16 protein-coding genes are annotated in these 18,008 nt (G+C 65.6%); 6 read left to right on the top strand and 10 right to left on the bottom strand.

Annotation, left to right across the window (positions count from 1 at the left end; translation table 11 throughout):
• From ACZ2IA_RS21885 to ACZ2IA_RS21870, 4 genes are all read right to left on the bottom strand, one after another.
• Positions 1-1,163 (bottom strand): autotransporter-associated beta strand repeat-containing protein (locus ACZ2IA_RS21885; protein WP_470294710.1); only part of this gene is annotated, 1,163 nt, incomplete at its 3' end.
• Positions 1,164-1,261: 98 nt separating this feature from the next.
• Complete coding sequence (locus ACZ2IA_RS21880) at positions 1,262-2,578, bottom strand: autotransporter-associated beta strand repeat-containing protein (RefSeq protein ID WP_470294709.1); 1,317 nt, start codon at positions 2,576-2,578, stop codon at positions 1,262-1,264.
• A 407-nt stretch (positions 2,579-2,985) separates the two neighbouring features.
• The gene (locus ACZ2IA_RS21875; protein ID WP_470294708.1) at positions 2,986-3,684 is read right to left on the bottom strand and encodes a dienelactone hydrolase family protein; all 699 of its coding nucleotides are present in this window, start codon (positions 3,682-3,684) and stop codon (positions 2,986-2,988) included.
• A 197-nt stretch (positions 3,685-3,881) separates the two neighbouring features.
• Entirely contained in the window at positions 3,882-4,865 is a 984-nt protein-coding gene (locus tag ACZ2IA_RS21870) for a LacI family DNA-binding transcriptional regulator (RefSeq protein ID WP_470294707.1), read from the bottom strand.
• A gap of 300 nt (positions 4,866-5,165) precedes the next feature.
• On the opposite strand from ACZ2IA_RS21870, the gene ptsP reads away from it, so the two are divergent.
• From ptsP to ACZ2IA_RS21850, 4 genes are all read left to right on the top strand, one after another.
• Complete coding sequence (gene ptsP, locus ACZ2IA_RS21865; protein ID WP_470294706.1) at positions 5,166-7,691, top strand: phosphoenolpyruvate--protein phosphotransferase; 2,526 nt, start codon at positions 5,166-5,168, stop codon at positions 7,689-7,691.
• A complete protein-coding gene (gene pfkB, locus ACZ2IA_RS21860; protein WP_470294705.1) occupies positions 7,688-8,638 on the top strand; it encodes a 1-phosphofructokinase in 951 nt (316 codons plus the stop codon). The genes ptsP and pfkB overlap by 4 nt, the downstream gene beginning before the upstream one ends.
• Positions 8,639-8,821: 183 nt before the next feature.
• Entirely contained in the window at positions 8,822-10,552 is a 1,731-nt protein-coding gene (locus tag ACZ2IA_RS21855) for a PTS fructose transporter subunit IIBC (protein WP_470294704.1), read from the top strand.
• A gap of 62 nt (positions 10,553-10,614) precedes the next feature.
• On the top strand, positions 10,615-11,409 hold the full coding sequence (locus ACZ2IA_RS21850; RefSeq protein ID WP_470294703.1) for an HAD family hydrolase: 795 nt from the start codon (positions 10,615-10,617) through the stop codon (positions 11,407-11,409).
• A 217-nt stretch (positions 11,410-11,626) separates the two neighbouring features.
• On the opposite strand, the gene ACZ2IA_RS21845 is transcribed toward ACZ2IA_RS21850, so the two are convergent.
• Positions 11,627-12,517 carry an AraC family transcriptional regulator gene (locus ACZ2IA_RS21845; RefSeq protein ID WP_470294702.1) on the bottom strand — a complete coding sequence of 297 codons (891 nt, stop codon included), beginning with the start codon at positions 12,515-12,517 and terminating at the stop codon, positions 11,627-11,629.
• A 162-nt stretch (positions 12,518-12,679) separates the two neighbouring features.
• Between ACZ2IA_RS21845 and ACZ2IA_RS21840 the strand changes: the two genes are divergently transcribed.
• Complete coding sequence (locus ACZ2IA_RS21840; RefSeq protein WP_470294701.1) at positions 12,680-13,462, top strand: SDR family NAD(P)-dependent oxidoreductase; 783 nt, start codon at positions 12,680-12,682, stop codon at positions 13,460-13,462.
• Between the two features lie 270 nt (positions 13,463-13,732).
• Here the strand turns inward: ACZ2IA_RS21840 and ACZ2IA_RS21835 are convergent, their stop codons facing one another.
• The 4 genes from ACZ2IA_RS21835 to ACZ2IA_RS21820 all read right to left on the bottom strand — a co-directional run bounded on the left by ACZ2IA_RS21835 (position 13,733) and on the right by ACZ2IA_RS21820 (position 16,778).
• Complete coding sequence (locus tag ACZ2IA_RS21835; RefSeq protein ID WP_470294700.1) at positions 13,733-14,605, bottom strand: pirin family protein; 873 nt, start codon at positions 14,603-14,605, stop codon at positions 13,733-13,735.
• The gene (locus tag ACZ2IA_RS21830; RefSeq protein WP_470294699.1) at positions 14,602-15,186 is read right to left on the bottom strand and encodes an NADPH-dependent FMN reductase; all 585 of its coding nucleotides are present in this window, start codon (positions 15,184-15,186) and stop codon (positions 14,602-14,604) included. Before ACZ2IA_RS21830 ends, ACZ2IA_RS21835 begins: the two co-directional genes overlap by 4 nt.
• A gap of 56 nt (positions 15,187-15,242) precedes the next feature.
• Positions 15,243-16,316, bottom strand: coding sequence for an alkene reductase (locus tag ACZ2IA_RS21825; RefSeq protein ID WP_470294698.1), 1,074 nt, complete (start codon positions 16,314-16,316; stop codon positions 15,243-15,245).
• Between the two features lie 78 nt (positions 16,317-16,394).
• The gene (locus tag ACZ2IA_RS21820; RefSeq protein WP_470294697.1) at positions 16,395-16,778 is read right to left on the bottom strand and encodes a DoxX family protein; all 384 of its coding nucleotides are present in this window, start codon (positions 16,776-16,778) and stop codon (positions 16,395-16,397) included.
• Positions 16,779-16,896: 118 nt separating this feature from the next.
• On the opposite strand from ACZ2IA_RS21820, the gene ACZ2IA_RS21815 reads away from it, so the two are divergent.
• Positions 16,897-17,793, top strand: coding sequence for a LysR family transcriptional regulator (locus ACZ2IA_RS21815; RefSeq protein WP_470294696.1), 897 nt, complete (start codon positions 16,897-16,899; stop codon positions 17,791-17,793).
• Positions 17,794-17,803: 10 nt separating this feature from the next.
• Here the strand turns inward: ACZ2IA_RS21815 and ACZ2IA_RS21810 are convergent.
• Positions 17,804-18,008, bottom strand: a 205-nt coding sequence (locus tag ACZ2IA_RS21810; RefSeq protein WP_470294695.1) for a hypothetical protein, incomplete at its 5' end; no start/stop codon positions are given.

Here is an 18,008-nt window from a genome sequence, read left to right as displayed (position 1 = left end):
CCCCGATCCTGGAAGCCGAGCGCAAAGCCGCTGACGTCGCCCTTGGCGTGCGCGTAGCCGAGCAGCAGGCCGTAGTGGTTGCGGTGGCCGGCGGCGCTGGTGTCGGCGTAGAGGTCCTGGCCGACCTGCAGGCCGGTCAGCGTGCCGTCGAAGCGCTGGTTCACCTCGCCGTGCTGGCTCTGACGGCTGTGCTCGCCCCAGACCCGCGCCCAGCCGGCCGGCAGCTGGCCATTCTCGCTCAGCAGGCTCTGCTCGCCTTGGCGCTCGTGGAAGGTACCGATCTGCTCGATGCCCAGCTGGCGCGCCGCCACCGGAATCTCCGCGTAGAGCGGCACTTCCGGACGGTACAGCGGGATCGGGTCGGCGCCCGGCGGTGGCGCCGGCGGCAGCGGCGGCGTGCCTTCGGCGGCGAACGGGGCGATGATTACCGGCACAGGGGCAGGGTCCCCGGGCGTCGGTGCGGGCGTGACCGATTGCGATACCGGGACGGTGGAGCGCAGGTACCAGTTCTCGGCGGTGCCGGCGGACACGCCGCCCTTGAACAGGTAGTAGGAGTAGGCGCCGGCGCTGACCGAGCCGCCGGCCAGGGTGAAGGCGTTGGCAGCGCTACTGGCACCGTTGACGGTCTTCACGACATTGATGCCATCACCGGTGGTGAGTGCCCCCGCTCCGCCAACATTCGTTACCTGCAGTTGCGTCGAGCCGCTGGCCTTGCCGCCGCTGAGCACCAGTTTATCCGATGGCGAGCCGTCGCCGCCGATACTGGCATTCAGCGCGACGCTACCGTTCTGCCCGGTATAGTTGCCGGCCACCGTCAGGCTATTGCCCACGCCATTACCACCGATCTTGACCAGCCCCTGGTTGATCAGGTCTCCATTGATCTGGAAGTTGCCGTTCGGCCCGGCCTGCAGATCCGACAGCGCATTGGCGGCGCTGATCGTGCCGCTGTTCGTCACCGAGCCGGTCACGCTGCCGTAGCCGCCCAGCGTCGCGCCGGCGGCGATCTGCACAGCGCCGCCGCCGGACAGTGCCGCACCGGGGTGGGCAGCGTCGCCGACGACCAGCTGCCCACTGCCGACGTTGGTGCCGCCGCTGTAGCTGTTATTGCCGGTCAGGATCAGCGTGCCCGAGCCTGTCTTGGTGAGGGCGCCGCTGCCCGTCATCGCTTGCGCTATGGTCGAGGCATAGCCCTGGGTATCGATCGTGCCGCCGCCGGCGTCGACGGTGATCGGGCGCCCTGCCGATAGGTTGAAGCTGTTGGTCAGCTGTAGTGCTCCGCCATTGAAGTCGATTCCTCCTGTCGGGCTGCCCAGCGCATTATCGGTGCCGACGGCGACGGTGCCCTGCTTAAGAAGGGTCCCCCCGAGTAGGTGTTGCCGCCCGCCGCCGTCGGGGCCAGCGTCAAGGTGCCGGCGCCGTCTTTCTCCACCACCCCCGTGCCCGTAATGAGGCCGGCGTAGGTACCGTTCACCTGCTGAGTGAACTGCACCAAGCCGTTGTTTGTGACGGTCGGCGGAAGGCTTTGCGCGGGCGCCTGCAGGATGCCTGCCGCATCGACGACCACCTTGCCGGTATAGCGCGAGTTGTCGCCATTCAAGGCCAGGGTGCCTTGAGCAACCCGGGTCAGCGTCACGCCGATGATCGAGCCGGTCAGCATCCAGGTGCCCGAGTCGAACTTGGTGAGGGTCTGGAAGTTCTTGATCGAACTGGGCATCGAGGCGGTGCCGGTGCCGTTGAGCGTGATCGAGTTGTTGCCGCCGCCGCCATCGAACGAGCCGGTGATAGTCGAGCCGGTATAGAGATGGAGCGAGTCGTCGCCGCCGGCGAACACCAGGTTGCCGATGACCGTGCCGCGGTTGGTGAAATCAACCGAGGCATTCCCGGCGCTGCCGATCACGTTACCCGGTGCCTGGATGACGCCGGTGGCGTTGTTGATGATCGTGTTCAGGCCCGACGTGTTATCAAACCAGATCGCCGCGGCATTGTTGGCCTTGATCGTGCCGTTGTTGATGACCGTGTTGCCGCTGCCCATCAGGTTGACCGCTTCGGCACTCTTTTGCGTGCCGGTCGCGAGCACCTGCCCCCCCTGATCGATCGTCAAGGTGCCGTTGTTGCGAAACTCGACCGTATTGCCGCCGGTGCCGAATATCCCTTTCGCATTCGTCGAGTTCGCGCTCACCGTGGCGCCGTTGGCGACGTGCACATTGGCATTGTCCCGCACGCTGATGGCATTCGCGTTGCCCACGGCGATTTGGCCGTTGGCCTGTACGTCCACCGAGCGGCCGTCCTCGGAGGCGAGATTGCCGCTGCCGACCGTCGATGCCCAGGGATTGGGAAGGGTGGCATCGCAGGTGGTCGTCGCGCCGGTCGTCGTGCAGTTGGCGTAGGCGGCCGTCGGCAAAAGGGCTGTGGCAGAAAGGGCCAGGGACAGCAGAGACAGTCGCTGGTTGGGCAGTTGGGCGGCTGGGGAAAGCATCGTTCCCTGACCCGTTGCGGACATTACGGCGTCCGCACGAAGTGGCTCGCCTTCTCTTATCAAGCCGCGTTTTGGCTCGGTGTTGAGGCTTTTTTTATGCATGTTAACCCTCGGGTGAAAGGGCTGTGTGGTCCATTCCGGCCAGCTGGAGCACTGAATAGCTACGACGGCTAGCCGCTGCCCAAGGACATCGCGAGAGGCCTCCCATGATGTAGAGCTCGTTTCCGAGTCACACCGTCGTCAGTGGCTGAATGGGGTAAGCACAGCCCAATGGCATAAGATTAAACGCATAAATCTATTTATTAAGATTCTTATTGTCAAATAATTATCCAATTTAAATTATTTGTTGATGAGAGAGGGGAGGGAGCTGTCGAACCAGTCCAGAGGTGTTCGTACCGGCAACTTTGGTCGAGGCAGAGGGATGCGTTCTTCCTGTGCTCTTTGGCTCTATTAGGAATAAAAAAACGCCGCAGAGGGGACTGCGGCGTTTTGGTGTGTGGTGGGACGGTTTACAGATGCTGCGACAGGAACTCCAGCGTGCGTCCATGCGCCAGCGCCGCGGCGCGCTGCTTGTACACCGCGGTGCGGCCCCAGCAGTTGAAGCCGTGGTCGACGGCCGGGTAGTCGAAGAAGGTCGCGTTCGGCTTGCCAGCGAAGCGCGCCTTCACCTCGGCGACCGCGCTCTGCGGGATGTGGCTGTCCTCTTCGGCGTAGTGGAACAGGATCGGGTTGGTGATCTTGTCGGCCACGTCGAGGTGCTGGTTGATGCCGCCGCCATAGTAGGCGACCGCCGCATCCGGCTGGCCGATCGCCGCCGCGCGGTAGGCGAGCTGGCCGCCTAGGCAGAAGCCCAGCGTCGCCACCTTGCCGGTCACCTCCGGCAGGCCGCGCAGCGTATCGAGCGCGCTTGCCACGTCGGCAGCGGCCAGGGCGGTGTCGACCTGCTGGTAGAGCCCGAACGCACGGGCAGTGCCGGCCTCGTCGTAGTTGAGCTCGACGCGCGGCTCGAGGCGCCAGAACACGTCCGGCGCCAGCACCACGTAGCCGGCCAGCGCGTACTGGTCGGCCACGGCGCGGATGTGTTCGTTGACGCCCCAGATTTCCTGCACCAGCACGATGCCCGGACCGCTGCCGGTCGGCGGTAGCGACAGGTAGCCGGAGAAGGTTTCGCCCTGGGCGGTGGAGATATCGATCCAGCGTGAATTCAAGATGGGCTCCTCTAAGGTTGGCCGAACGCAGGCAGGCGGCCTGGCGGTCTGGCTAGCAGGTAAGGGTGACGGGGCGTGGCGACAAGGGGAAGGGGTGAAATCGCCCGCGCCGCACTGGCGAATAGTAGGCAGCGGCGCGGCGCTATCCAAGCGCGCGCTTCCCCGGCCCGGGCCTGCGAGGGCCGGGAGGGCGACGCTCAGGCGCGCCCGCTCGAGCCGCGCACCACCAAGCTACCGGACAGCACCACCTTGCGCGGCAGCTGTTCCGGGTTGTCGAGCCGCTCCATCAGCATCGCCATCGCGGTGCGGCCGATCTCGTAGACCGGCTGCTCGATCACCGTCAGGCCCGGGCCGGCGAGATCGGTCCAGTCGTCGTTGTCGAAGCCGGCGATCGCGAGCTCGCCGGGCACCGCGAGCCCGGCGCTTTTCACCGCGCGCAGCACGCCGAGCAGGAACAGGCCGTTGCTGACCACCAGCGCGTCCGGCCGGTCCGGTTCGGCCAACCACTGCTGCAACGACTGTTCGGCCGCGGTGGCGCTCGGGGCGACGAAGCGCGCCGGCGCGGCGAGGCCGTGGCGCTGCAAGGCGGCGACGAAGCCGGTGTGGCGCTCGGCGCCGGTGGTGCTGGTGTTGCCGAACAGCCCGCCGATGCGCCGGTAGCCCTGTGCCACCAGGTGGTCGACCAAGAGGCCGGCCGCCTCGGCGTTGTCGAGCACCACCGCATCGTTGCGCCCGGGCGGACCGGCGCGGTCGATCAGCACTACCGGGAAGCCGAGCTCGTCCGGGTCAAGTGTGGCGGCGGTCTCGCGGGTCGGCGCGAAGATCACCCCAGTGACGCGCTCCTCCTGCATCAGCCGCAGGTAGAGCGCCTCCTTGTCGAGGTTCTCATCGGTGTTGCACAGGATCACCCGCATGCCCAGTTGATACGCGGCATCCTCCACCGCGCGGCTGACCGCGGTGAAGAAGGGGTTACGGATGTCCGACACGATCAGGCCTATGGTCTGCGAGTGCTGGGAGCGCAGCCGCCGCGCCGACAGATTGGGTCGATAGCCGGTGGCGGCCACCGCCGCCTCGACCTTCTTGCGCAGGCTGTCGCTGACCGGGCCCTCGCCGAGCGCGCGCGACACGGTGGCGACCGATACCCCGGCGGCCCGTGCCACGTCCTTGATGCGTACCGTCATTTTCTGCAATCGTTTTCAGTGGCAATGCCGTGATGCTGCAACAGCAGGCATCAATTGGCAAGCCTTATAGTAAAAGCCTTTCAGACAGAAGGCAGGCGATTTTGCGTCATGCTGCGTGAAAGCTTGTTGACAGTGTTTGTGTAATCGATTTCAATGCAACGAAAGAGCCGCCGAGACAAGCGCTCCGCGCTGGCTTATAGCGCAGTGACGAACCGGTTCAAAACGTGCGCAGGACCGCACCCGGGCAAAGACACCGGGACCTGCCACGCTGGATAACGACGCAAAGGAGACCGCCCCGCCATGACCCAAGACCTGATCCGTCCCGAGTTGATCCGGCTGCAAAGCCGCGCCGCCGACAAGGACAGCGCGATCCGCGAAGCCGGCGAGCTGCTGGTCGCCGCCGGCTGCATCGACCCCGGCTACGTCGACAGCCTGCTGCGCCGCGAATCGCTCGCGAACACCTTCCTCGGGCACGGCGTGGCGATCCCGCACGGCATGGCGGCCGACCGCCACCTGATCCGCCAGACCGGCATCGCGGTGCTGCAGATCCCGGCCGGTCTGGAGTGGAACCCCGGCCAAGAGACTCGGCTGGTGTTCGCGATCGCCGCGCAGTCGGACGAGCACATCGTGCTCTTGCGCCGGCTGACCCGGCTGCTGCAGGACGAGACGCGGCTCGCCGGCCTGTTCGCGACCGACCACGCCGGAGAGCTGATCGCCGCGCTGACCGACGGCGCAGCTTCTACGGTGATCGACGGGGCGCCTCGGGCCGACTACGCGGAGCGCTTCGAGTGGGCGCTCGACTACCCGAACGGCCTGCACGCGCGCCCGGCCACCCAGTGGGTCGAGACCGCCCGGCAGTTCGCGGCGCATATTCAGCTGCGCCACGGCGCCGAGACGGCCGACGCGAAGAATCTGATCTCGCTCTTGCAGCTCGGTCTCGTGCACGGCGACGTGCTGACCGTGTCGGCCGAGGGTGGCGACGCGGCGGCGGCGCTGGCGCGCTTGAAAGACGTGATGAGCCGGCTGTCGGCGCAGGAACAGACCGAGGCGGCGCTGGCGGCGCAGAAGGCGCAGGCGCACGCCGCCCAGCAGGGCTGGGTGCCACCCGGCCATCCGTTGGCGCTGGCCGGCATCGGGGCGAGCCCGGGCCTGACCATCGGCCGTGTGCATGTGCTGAGCCAGCGCGAGGTCAGCGTGCCCGACCATCCGCAGACGCTCAGCGAGGGCGGCGACCGGCTCGATGCGGCGTTGGCGGCGACCCGGGCCGAGCTGAAGGCGCTGGCCGATGACACCGCGCGCCGGCTCGGCAAGGCCGAAGCGGCGATCTTCAAGGCGCAGTCTGAGCTCTTGAACGACACCGACCTGTTGACGCTGACCTGCCAGCTGATGGTCGAGGGCCACGGCGTCGCCTGGTCGTGGCAGCAGGCGGTGGACCGCCTCGCCGACCGCCTGGCGGCGCTCGGCAACCCGCTGCTCGCCGCACGTGCCGCCGACCTGCGCGACGTCGGTCGGCGCGTGCTCGGCCAGATCGAGCCGACGCTGCGCTTCACCTCGCTGCAGTCGCTGCCGGGCGACGACTGCATCCTGGTCGCGACCGACCTGTCGCCGTCCGACACCGCCGCACTCGACACCGATAAAGTGATCGGTCTCGCCACCGCGCAGGGCGGACCGACCTCGCACACCGCCATCCTGGCGCGCACGTTGGGCCTGCCGGCGCTGGTCGCCGGCGGTGCGGCGCTCTTGGACATCGCCGACGGCACCCCGGCGATCCTCGACGGCCAGACCGGCCGGCTGTACCTGAACCCGTCCGAGTCCGACATCGGTGCGGCGCGCGACTGGGTCGCGACGCAGAACTACCGCAAGGAGCGCGAGGCCGCCGAGCGCGCGCTGCCGGCCAAGACCCGCGACGGCCACGTGATCGAGATCGCCGCCAACGTCAATCGCCCGGACCAGGTCGCCGCGGCGCTCGCCGACGGCGCCGAGGGCGTCGGGCTGATGCGCACCGAGTTCCTGTTCCTCGAGCGCGACCACGCGCCGGACGAGGAGGAGCAGTTCGAGGTCTATCAGGCGATGCTGGCGGCGCTAGACGGCCGGCCGCTGATCGTGCGCGCCCTCGACATAGGCGGCGACAAACAGGTGCCGCACCTGAACCTGCCGCACGAGGAGAACCCCTTCCTCGGCGTGCGCGGCGCGCGCCTGTTGCTGCGACGGCCCGACCTCTTGGAGCCGCAGCTGCGCGCCTTGTACCGCGCCGCCGCCTGCGTACAGAAATCAGGCCCCGGCCACCCCTTATCGATCATGTTCCCGATGATCACCTCGCTGAAGGAGGTGATCACGCTGCGCGCTATCTGCGAGCGGATCCGCGCCGAACTCGACGCGCCGGAGGTGGCGCTGGGCATCATGGTCGAGGTGCCGGCGGTCGCTGCGCTGACCGACAAGTTGGCCGAACACGTCGACTTCTTCTCGATCGGCACCAACGACCTGACCCAGTACGTGCTGGCGATCGACCGCCAGCACCCGGAGCTGGCCGCCGAGGCGGACAGCCTGCACCCGGCGGTGCTGCGGCTGATCCAGCAGACCGTCAACGGCGCGGCGCTGCACCAGCGCTGGGTCGGCGTGTGCGGCGGTCTCGCCGGCGACCCGTTCGGCGCGGCGTTGCTGGTGGGCCTGGGGGTGAGCGAGCTGTCGATGAGCCCGCGCGACGTGGCGGCGGTAAAGGCGCGCTTACGGGCGAGCGATCAGAGCCGGCTCGCCGATCTCGCCGCCCGCGCGCTCGACTGCGACAGCGCCGAAGCGGTGCGCGCCTTGGAAGGGGAGTTGGCATGAGCGGCCCGGTCATCACCGTCACGCTGAACCCGGCGATCGACCAGACCGTCACCTTAGACGGCCTGTACCCGGGCAGCGTCAACCTGGCCAAAACGGTCGCGAGTAACGCCGGCGGCAAGGGTGTGAACGTCGCGAGCTGCCTCGCCGACTGGGGCACGCCGGTGCTCGCGACCGGCTTGCTCGGCAAGAGCAATAGCGAGCCGTTCGAGGCGCTGTTCGAGGCCAAGGGGATACTCGACCGCTTTGTGCGCGTGCCCGGCAACACCCGGGTCAACATCAAGCTCGCCGACACTCGCCGCAACGAGACCACCGACATCAACCTGCCGGGCCTGGACGTCGGCGAGGAGGACCTCGCGCGCCTGCTGGAGCGGCTCGACGACCTGACCGAGCTCGGCCGCGACGTGGTGCTCGCCGGCAGCCTGCCGGCCGGCCTGCCGGCCGACAGCCACGCCCGGGTGATCGCGCGCCTGAACCGGCTCGGCGCGCGGGTGCTGCTCGACACCAGCGGCGCGCCGCTGACGGCCGCGTTGGCCGCGCCGCGCGAGTCGCTGCCGGCGTGCATCAAGCCCAACCGCCACGAGCTGGAACAATGGGCCGGCCGGCCGCTGGCTACGCTGGACGACGTGGTGTCGGCGGCGTTCGGCCTGCAGCAGCGCGGCATCGAGAAGGTGACGGTGTCGCTCGGCGAGGACGGGGCGCTGTTCGTCGACGGCGGCAGTGTATTGCTCGCCCGTCTGCCGGTGATCAACGCGGTCAGCACCGTCGGTGCCGGCGATGCGCTGGTCGCCGGGCTGATCAGCGCCTGGCGCGCAGGCGCCGACGCCGAGGGGATCGCGCGGCGCTCTGTGGCGTTCGCCGCCGCCAAGCTCGGCCGCCTCGGCCCGCATCTGCCGGACGCGACCGAGGTGATCAACCTGGGTGAGGCGGTAACTATCCAGAAGCTCTAAGAGTCACCAACAAAACCCTTCCGGCGTTGTTGCGCTGCCTTGCCGTACTACTCGTACTGTCTGCGGTAGCGCGCCTAGCCGGAACCGCTTCGCTGGGTTTTGTTAGCGACTCTCAATGACAAGGCAGCCTTCCCACGGGAACGGCGCCACCCAGAGGACCTTTGTCCACGAAGGAGGAGACCCATGGCAAACCTGTTGGCCGTGATCGCCGCGGGCGATCGCAGCACCCAATCGATGCTGGCCGGCGAGGCGCTGCGCCAGAGTGCGGCGCGGCTCAGCCACCGGCTGGAGCTGGAAATCCACACCGCCGACGGCGTGCAGAAACCGTTGCTTGACGCGAGCATCGCCGGCGCCGACGCGGTGCTGCTGGTCGGCAACCCGCCGCCGCCCGACGCGCGTTTCGCCGGGCGCACCCGTTTCAACGTCACGCTCGACGCGGTGCTGCGCGATGCCGAACTGGTGATCCGCAACGCACTCGACGCGCTCTCCGGCGCGACCGCCGGGACAACCGGCAAGACCAGCGACAAGACGCTCGGCATCGTCGCGATCACCTCCTGCCCGACCGGCATCGCCCACACCTTCATGGCGGCCGAGGGGCTGACTCAGGCTGCCAAGGCGCTCGGCCACACGATCCGGGTCGAGACCCAAGGCTCGGTCGGTGCGCAGGACACGCTCACCGCCGACGAGATCGCCGCTGCGGACCTGGTGGTAATCGCCGCCGACACCCAGGTGGAGCTGGCGCGCTTCGCCGGCAAACGGCTCTACAAGAGCGGCACCAAGGCGGCGATCAACGACGGCCAGAACCTGCTGCGCCGCGCCGCCGCCGAGGCGCAGCCGCACGGGGGCGATTCGGCCAACGTCAAGGCGGCCGCCGAGTCGGCCGAATCCACCAGCAAGCGCACCGGGCCCTACCAGCATCTGATGACCGGGGTGTCGTTCATGCTGCCGTTCGTCACCGCCGGCGGCATCCTGATCGCGCTGGCGTTCGCGCTCGGCGGCATCTACGCCTTCGACGACGCGCACAAGGGCACGCTCGCCTGGTCGCTGTTCCAGATCGGCGCCAAGTCGGCGTTCGCACTGATGGTGCCTATCCTCGCCGGCTACATTTCGTACTCGATCGCCAACCGTCCCGGCGTCGCGCCGGGCATGGTCGGCGGCATGCTGGCGGCGAGCCTCGGCTCGGGCTTCCTCGGCGGCATCGCCGCCGGCTTCATCGCCGGCTACGGTACCGACTGGCTGAACCGCCATATCAAGCTCGGCCGCAATCTCGACGGCCTCAAACCGGTTTTGATACTGCCGGTGCTAGGTTCGCTCTTGGTCGGCCTGTTGATGATCTACGTGGTCGGCACGCCGGTGGCGGTGGTGCTCGCGATGCTGACCGAGTGGCTCAAGGGCATGCAGGGCAGCAGCGCGCTGGTGCTCGGGGCCTTGCTCGGCGCGATGATGGCGTTCGACATGGGCGGCCCGGTCAACAAGGCGGCGTACGCGTTCTCGACTGGCCTGATCGCGAGCCAGGTCTACACTCCGATGGCGGCGACGATGGCCGCCGGCATGGTGCCGCCGCTAGGGCTAGCGCTCGCCACCAAGCTGTTCGCCGACCGCTTCACCTTCGACGAGTGCGAGGCCGGCAACGCCGCCGCGGTGCTGGGCCTGTCGTTCATCAGCGAAGGCGCGATCCCGTTCGCCGCGCGCGACCCGTTCCGGGTGATCCCGGCGCTGGTGGCCGGCGCGGCACTGACCGGCGCGATCTCGATGGTGATCGGCGCCGAGCTGAAGGTGCCGCACGGCGGGGTGTTCGTGCTGCCGATCCCGAACGCGGTCACCCACCTGGGCGGCTATCTGGTCGCGCTGCTGACCGGCACGGTGCTGACTGCACTGCTGTTGCGGGTGCTGAAAAGGCCCGCGCTCGCTTAAACTCTTCGCCACGACGGCGCCGGCGTTTGTCGGCGCCCATCTCCCGCCCATTGAGAACCCCCATGTACGCTGCGATCGTCTCCGACCTGGACGGCACACTGCTGGACACCAGGCACACCATCAACCCTTTCACCATCGATACGCTGCGCGCGGCCGCCGAGCGCGGCATCCACCTGATCATCGCCACCGGCCGTCATTGTCGCGACGTGCACCTGCTGACCGCGGGGCTCGACCTGCCGCTCAGCCTGATCACCTCGAACGGTGCACGCGTGCATGCCCAAGACGGCACGCTGCTCTATGCCGCCGACGTGCCGGCGCCGCTGGTGCGCGCGCTGGTCCAGCCCGATCTGGCGCACGGCACGCTGCTCAGCCTGTACCTGGACAGCGGGGCGCTGCGCTGCGTGCACGAGGGCTACGAGCACCCGCACCGCATATCGGAATTCGGCGAAATGCACGAGCAGCTGGCGCAGCACCACGGCGAAGGGGTGGCCAAGATCATGTACACCGGCCACCCCGGCCGCCTGGCCGAAATTGAAAACGCCATCCTCCGGCGCTTCGCCGGTCAGGTGGCCTTGACCTATTCGCAGCCCGATTACCTTGAAGTGATGGCCCCGGGCGTGAGCAAGGGGCATGCCTTGCGCCGGCTCGCGAGCACGCTGGGGATAGCGCTGGAGCACTGCGCGGCATTCGGGGACGGGCTCAACGACTTTGAAATGCTGCAGGTCGTCGGCCACCCCTACCGCATGGCCAATGCCCACCCACGCCTGCACGCCTTGCTGCCGGATACCGCTGAGGCAGGGCACCACGACGACGCCGGCGTGGCCTGGCAGATTCGGCAAGCGCTCGGGCTCGCCTGAGCCGCAGCCGTCTTGTTGCAGGCGCGGCATGCTCCTGACCATGGCCTTAGACGAGCAATGGCTGCTTTCGTATCAGGAAGCAGCCGTCGACGTATCTAGCAAGCCAAGGGCGATTTACCCAGCGTTACGCACCGCGGCGAGCAGGTTCGCCTGTTGTGGCTGGGCCTGGATCACGGGAGACTCCAGGCGCCCCACCGGCGCTCGCATGGTGGCTGGATCAATCTGAGGTCGCGACCAAAGCAGTGACGTCGCGTTTTGGCGGTGCGCCAAACATGCGTGCGTACTCGCGGCTGAATTGCGACGGGCTTTCGTAGCCGACCCGATAGGCCGCAGTTTCCGCATTGGCCACGCCAGATACCATCAAGTGACGTGCTTCCAGTAAGCGCAGTTGCTTCTGATACTGCAATGGGGTCATCGAGGTCAGAGCCTTGAACTGCCGATGAAAAGCGGAGGGGCTCATTTGCGCGACCGCCGCCAGAGTTTCGATCCGCACGGTTTCCGCGAACTGATCGCGCAGCGTGTGAATTGCGTCGATGACCCGCTTCAAGTGACTGCTTGCCAGCACAACCTTGGCGACCTCGCTCCCGTGAGGGCCAGTCAGTAGCCAATAGCTGATCTCACGCATGATCAGCGGCGAGAGCATGGAGATGGCCTGCGGCGTATCCAATAGTCTCACCATGCGCAACACACAGTCGGCAAGCGGGCCATCAAAGTTCGTCACAAATACGCCGTGCCCTACGCTGTTGTCCGGTACAGGGGGGTTGTCGAGCGCCTCCATGACATCGTGCATCACGGCAAGATCGAACTCGATGATCAGTCCAAGATAAGGCTCGCTGGGGCTGGCTGTCACCACTCGACTGAAAGCCGGCATCTCGACACTGACGACCAGCGCTTGTCCTGCCGTGTAGTCAAAACGCTTGTCGCCGAACGTCGTCCACTTTGTGCCCTGCACCACCACGCACAGCGCAGGCTTGAAGATCAGATGCGAAGGGTGCTTTTCGTGGTCCGAGCGAAGAATAGTGAGCCCAGGAACCGACGTCTTGAACGGGCTGCCACCTGGCTGCGTCTCTGTATAGCGTTTGACGAGCTCAGCAAGGGCATCAGTCATGGTGATCGGCCTCCGTCGGTGCATATCAAAATGATACGTCGGCTCCGATGGTGTGAGGAGAGCGTACCGCAGGATTAGGCAAGAAGTGGGCAAGTTCTGACATTCAATGCCGCAGACTCCATCAATAAACTTCGTCCTGCATCTTCTCACTGGGAGCGCATCATGACCTCTGTAAATATTGCGGTAAATTCAACAGCTAAGATCGCCATCGTCACGGGTGGTAGCCGTGGCCTGGGACGCAATACCGTGCTTAACCTGGCCAAGCGCGGTGTCAGTTCGATCTTCACCTTCAACTCTAATCAGGCAGCAGCGGAAAAGGTTGTTGGTCTTGTCTCCGAGGCTGGCCAGAAGGCAATCGCGTTGCAGCTCGATACCGGCAACGTCAGTGCATTCGACAGCTTCGTGGGCTCGGTGCAGGAAGCGCTTGCCCGTCTTGGGGCCGACCACTTCGACTACCTCGTGAACAATGCTGGCTTTTCGCACCACGCTGCGATCGACCAGACGGCAGAGGCTGAGCTCGATCAGCTCTTCAACGTCCACTTCAAGGGCGTGTTTTTCCTGACGCAGAAGCTTCTGCCGCTGATCAACGATGGAGGCCGCATCGTGAACGTGTCGACCGGTTTGACGCGTATCACGATCCCCGGCAGTGCAGCGTATGCATCGATGAAGGGAGCGGTCGAGGTGCTGACTCGCTATCTCGCGAAGGAGCTTGGTCCTCGCCGCATCGCGGTCAACACCATTGCACCGGGTGCGATCGCCACGGACTTCAGCGGTGGCATGGTCCGCGACAATCCGGAGCTGAACCGGCGTGTAGCCGAAATGACAGCGCTCGGCCGGGCCGGGGAGCCGGACGATATCGGTCCGATGATCGCGTCGCTGCTTTCGGAGGACAATCGCTGGGTCAACGGTCAGCGCATCGAAGTCTCGGGCGGCATGGCGCTCTAAGGAAGGCACGCCTCATCCGCACCCGATCGGTCCCCTCGCATAGCGGGGGGATCTATCGGTGAATACCTTGCCCGAAGGAAAATCCCATGACCGGCCTTACAGGAAAGGTTGCGCTGATTACCGGTGCCGCACGTGGCAAAAGAGATTGGAGCCAGGGGGGGACGGTCAAGCAGACCAAGTGCAACGATCTCATGCAAGCCACCCGGCTTGACCCCTCTCGCCCATTCAGAAGCACACGTCGGACGGTGCCCCGCCGGAAAATGATACTTCTTAGCGCAAGCCGAGCTTGCCCTGCGCCGCCAGGTTCGCCCCGATACGGCGAATCTGCGCCTCACCGTGATAGAGCGCGCTGGCATTCGTGTGTACCGAATAATGGCCGAGCACCAGCGGATACGGATGCTTCATGGCCGATCCTAGTACGAACGCGGTCTCACCGGCGGCGCGAAACCGGATCGCCGTGTTGCCTTCGGCGAAGACCGCCAGTTCGCCGCCCGCGACGGTTTCAGACGTATGAAGCTTGCCGTGAGCGACCGCGACCCAAGCGACGTCATGTGCAGCCGGCGGTTGATACAACCACTCTTCGCCATCCTGCAGCGTCACGGCGAGGTAGTGGATCGGCGAAGGCGGACGTACCGTGTTGGCCTGGCCGCCGTATTCGCCCAGCAACACCTTCACCGGGCCGGACTGCGGAATGTGTTCCGGGCTCAGGTAAGTGCTTTGTGCCGGTGCATTCTCCAGCTCCGGCGGCAGGGCGATCCACAGCTGGAAGCCGGCGAGCGGTTCATCACCGATCGGTTGGCCGGTGTGCCACACCCCGCCGCCCGCCTGCATCCATTCCATCCCACCTGCCGGCAGCACACCGTGTTTTCCGGTAGTGTCCTCGTACGTGGTACTTCCGCTCAATACCCAGGTCAGCGTGGCGATACCCGAGTGGGGATGCATGGCAAAACCGCGGAACGCCTCAGGTGGGGCGTTGAACAGATCGAGAAAGACGAAGGGCTTGACCAGCTCGCCCACGTCGCCGGGGCTGATCAGCCGCGTGATCGGGCCATGGCGCTGGCCTGCCGAGCGCAGGACGATCGGCCGGGGAGGCAGAGGGGTACCGGTGTTGTGCGACAAGTCGATTTTTGTGGACGCGTTCATGCTGCTACTCCCTGGCGTGCCCGTTTCAGTGCACTCGTCCACCACGACAGCTCGTCGAGCAGCGCCTGGGCGGACTGAGCGAGATGCGGGTAGTCGTCGAAGGATTTGCCTTGCTGCCAGACACCCAGGAACTCCAGCATGCCCATGTGGACGGCGGAGCGGATCGGCGCCATCTGCAATTCGATGGCAACCAGCCGCAGTTGCTCGATCGCCCGCGCTGCCCCGACGCCGCCGTACCCGACAAATGCAATCGGTTTGCGGTGGAACTGACTGTAGGCGTAATCGAACGCATTCTTGAGCGCGGCATTCGGCCCGTGGTTGTACTCGGGCGTGACGATGATGAAGCCGTCCAACTCCGCCAGCTTGGCGCCCCAAGCCTGGGCGGCCGCGTTTTGTATCGGCGCCCAGGCGGGCGACGCCACCTCATTGAAGAGCGGCATCGGATAATCGCGCAAGTCGATCAGCTCGAACGCCAGGTCGGTCCGCGGCGCCGCCAGACTGTGAATCCACGTGGCCGGTTTATCGCCGAAGCGTCCATCGCGGGTCGAGCCGATGATGATGCCTACCTTGGGTTGGTTCATGATGTCCTCCAACTGGATGTACGGACTTGGGGCAATGACAGGCGTGCTGGAATGCCTCAGGCGACCGTGGCTTCGCTCAGAGCGGGATAGTCGGTGTAGCCCTGCGCGCCGCCACCAAAGAAGGTGTTCGGGTTGGCGTCGTTCATCGGCGCATTGGTCTTCAGTCGCTCGACGAAATCCGGGTTGGCCAGAACCATCTGTCCATAGGCTTCCAGATCGGCCAGCCCGGTAGTGACGTCGCCCCCGATTTGGTCGCGCAGGCGGCTTGGCCGGTTCAGGATCAGCGTCTGTTTCCAGCGTTTGCGGATGTCGGTCAGCAGCGGCTCGTTGCCCAGGTGCATGATGTGCAGGTAGGCAAGCCCCAGCTTGTCGAGTTCGGCGACGAGATAACGGTAGAGATCCGGCCCTTCGGCGCCTTCGTCGATACCCCACATAGTCGTGCCAGGAGAAAGGCGGATGGCTGTCTTGTCGGCACCGATCTCCTCGGCAATCGCAGCGGCCACCTCGATGGCAAAACGTGCACGGTTCTCGATGGAGCCGCCGTAATCGTCTGTTCGCGTGTTGGCGCTCGGCGCGAAGAACTGCTGAATCAGATAGGCGTTCGCGCCGTGGATTTCGACGCCATCGGCACCGGCCTCGATCGCGCGACGCGCCGCAAAGCGAAAGTCGGCGACGGTCTGGCGCACTTCCTCGGTCGCCAGGGCTCGCGGCGTGGGGATGTCCTGCATGCCCGTCGCCGTGAACATCGGCGCACCCGGCGCGATCGCGGAGGGGGCAACCCCCTGGCGATGATGGGGGGTATTGTCCGGGTGCGACATGCGCCCGGCATGCATGAGTTGGATGAAGACATGCCCGCCCTGGTCATGCACTGCGGAAGTGACGTTCTTCCAGCTGGCGACATGCGCGTCGGTATAGATGCCTGGCGTGGTGAGATAGCCCTGCCCATCGTCTGAGGGCTGGGTGCCTTCGGTGACAATCAGGCCGATACCGGCGCGTTGTGCGTAGTATTCGGCGGACAGCGCTCCCGGTGTACCGTCGAACTCGGCGCGGCTGCGGGTCATCGGTGCCATCACCAATCGGTTTTGCAGGGTATAGCGTCCGACACGAATGGGTGCAAACAGTTGGCTCATGATGAAATCCTTGAAAGTGTTGTGATGAAGATGAAGGGCTTCGGGACTACGAGGGCACGCCCTGGATACCCGCCCTGGTTACCCGTGCCTCGACGGCACCTGACTCTTCATGGGGTGTAGGCGGTAGATCACGAAGGCGCTCAGCAGCGCCAACGTGATAGCAGGCGCAGGATTGCCGCCAACCAGCAGCAGATGGGTTGCGACGGCACACGCCATAGTCACGACCGATAGCAAGGCGCCGATGAAACCCGTTGCGGGTACAAGCAACAGGATCGCGGCGGTGGCTTCGGTGAGCCCTGTGAAATAACGAAACCATTGGCCGAGGCCGATCTGGTCGAACAGCTGCACCATCAATGCCGCCCCGAGCAGTTTGGCGGTACCGGCCGCGCCGAAGGCAAACGCCAGCAGGATTCGGGTTCCCCACACCGCGCGGGTGGACGGAATGTTTGTCGTGGTAGCCATGTTGGGCTTCCTCTCTCGCCAAGTTGAAGATCGAAATGACGAGCACAGCTTATTCCTCCGCTATTGCTGTGATAACCCGTGCTAATGTGATTACATTCATCCAAATTTAGAGGTAATCATGTTCGATCTGAATGACGTGGCGACCTTCGTGCATGTCGTCAAAGCTGGCAGCTTTGCCGCTGCGGGCAGAAAGCTGGGCACCCCGGCCAATACCTTGAGCCGGCGCGTGCAGCTACTGGAGGGGAAACTGGGTACTCGGCTGCTGGTGCGCTCGACGCGCAAATTGAACCTGACCACAGCGGGCGCCAGGTTCTTCGCCCAGTGTGCCGATGGCATTGCCGAGATCGAGCACGCAGGAGACAGCCTACTCGAGGCCACAGCCGAACCCTCCGGCACCGTACGTGCGACGGTGCCGGTCGACTTCTTCAACTTCTTCCCTATGGCGTGGGTGGCCGAGTTCATGGCGCTCCACCCCAAGGTGCAGGTGGAATTCCTGCTCGATGATCGGCGGGTGGACCTGGTGGAGGAAAGCATCGATGTCGCGTTTCGCTCCGGAGAACTCCAGGGCGCCACGCTCGTGGCCAGGAAGCTGGGCGATAGCTCGAGGGGACTATTCGCTAGCCCGGAATTCGTCGCGCAGCACGGGATGCCTGCTGCGGCCGAAGATTTGGCCGGCATGGAATGCATCACGCCGCCTGCGCTTTCCGGGCAGGCAGTCTGGCAATTGAGCGGGCCGGAAGGTGAGGTGGAGGTGACCGTGTCCGGCCGCTTTCGCGCCAACACGGCTCAGGCTCAGGTGCACGCGGCCCGCGCGGGGCTCGGCATCGCTTTTCTGCCGATGACATTGGCGGTGCGGGATCTTGCGGCAGGCACGCTGCTACGCGTCTTGCCGGACTATTACCATAATGTGGGCGGCATCTATGCCGTAAGCCCGACCCGCCGCCTAAGATCGCCCGCCGTCACCGCCTTGATCGAATTCTTCGCAGACCGGCTGAAAGCCCTGGTGGTGGCCTGATGCCATCCGCTCAACCGGCGGGCCGATCCGGGCCACCCGCACAACGAAGCGCTACAACTTCTCTCGGCATGCGCATGGCTGTTTTCGCCTGAGAAAGCAGCTGCATTCGTTCCAGATACCAGATGACAGCTATGGCCGGAGGCTGTGTGAAAATGTCCCCAAGGCTATGATTTCCGTAATGCCATGCCGAGGACTGAGCAATGACACGGTTTGTT

It is taken from the genome of Crenobacter sp. CS_VA4, from assembly GCF_055597485.1.
This window is presented reverse-complemented; position numbering and strand designations above follow the sequence as displayed.

Coding starts and splice junctions, on each gene's coding strand:
- ACZ2IA_RS21880 (WP_470294709.1), bottom strand. CDS start 2,578: ATGCATAAAAAAAGCCTCAACACCGAGCCAAAACGCGGCTTGATAAGA.
- ACZ2IA_RS21870 (WP_470294707.1), bottom strand. CDS start 4,865: ATGACGGTACGCATCAAGGACGTGGCACGGGCCGCCGGGGTATCGGTC.
- ptsP (WP_470294706.1), top strand. CDS start 5,166: ATGACCCAAGACCTGATCCGTCCCGAGTTGATCCGGCTGCAAAGCCGC.
- pfkB (WP_470294705.1), top strand. CDS start 7,688: ATGAGCGGCCCGGTCATCACCGTCACGCTGAACCCGGCGATCGACCAG.
- ACZ2IA_RS21855 (WP_470294704.1), top strand. CDS start 8,822: ATGGCAAACCTGTTGGCCGTGATCGCCGCGGGCGATCGCAGCACCCAA.
- ACZ2IA_RS21850 (WP_470294703.1), top strand. CDS start 10,615: ATGTACGCTGCGATCGTCTCCGACCTGGACGGCACACTGCTGGACACC.
- ACZ2IA_RS21845 (WP_470294702.1), bottom strand. CDS start 12,517: ATGACTGATGCCCTTGCTGAGCTCGTCAAACGCTATACAGAGACGCAG.
- ACZ2IA_RS21840 (WP_470294701.1), top strand. CDS start 12,680: ATGACCTCTGTAAATATTGCGGTAAATTCAACAGCTAAGATCGCCATC.
- ACZ2IA_RS21835 (WP_470294700.1), bottom strand. CDS start 14,605: ATGAACGCGTCCACAAAAATCGACTTGTCGCACAACACCGGTACCCCT.
- ACZ2IA_RS21830 (WP_470294699.1), bottom strand. CDS start 15,186: ATGAACCAACCCAAGGTAGGCATCATCATCGGCTCGACCCGCGATGGA.
- ACZ2IA_RS21825 (WP_470294698.1), bottom strand. CDS start 16,316: ATGAGCCAACTGTTTGCACCCATTCGTGTCGGACGCTATACCCTGCAA.
- ACZ2IA_RS21820 (WP_470294697.1), bottom strand. CDS start 16,778: ATGGCTACCACGACAAACATTCCGTCCACCCGCGCGGTGTGGGGAACC.
- ACZ2IA_RS21815 (WP_470294696.1), top strand. CDS start 16,897: ATGTTCGATCTGAATGACGTGGCGACCTTCGTGCATGTCGTCAAAGCT.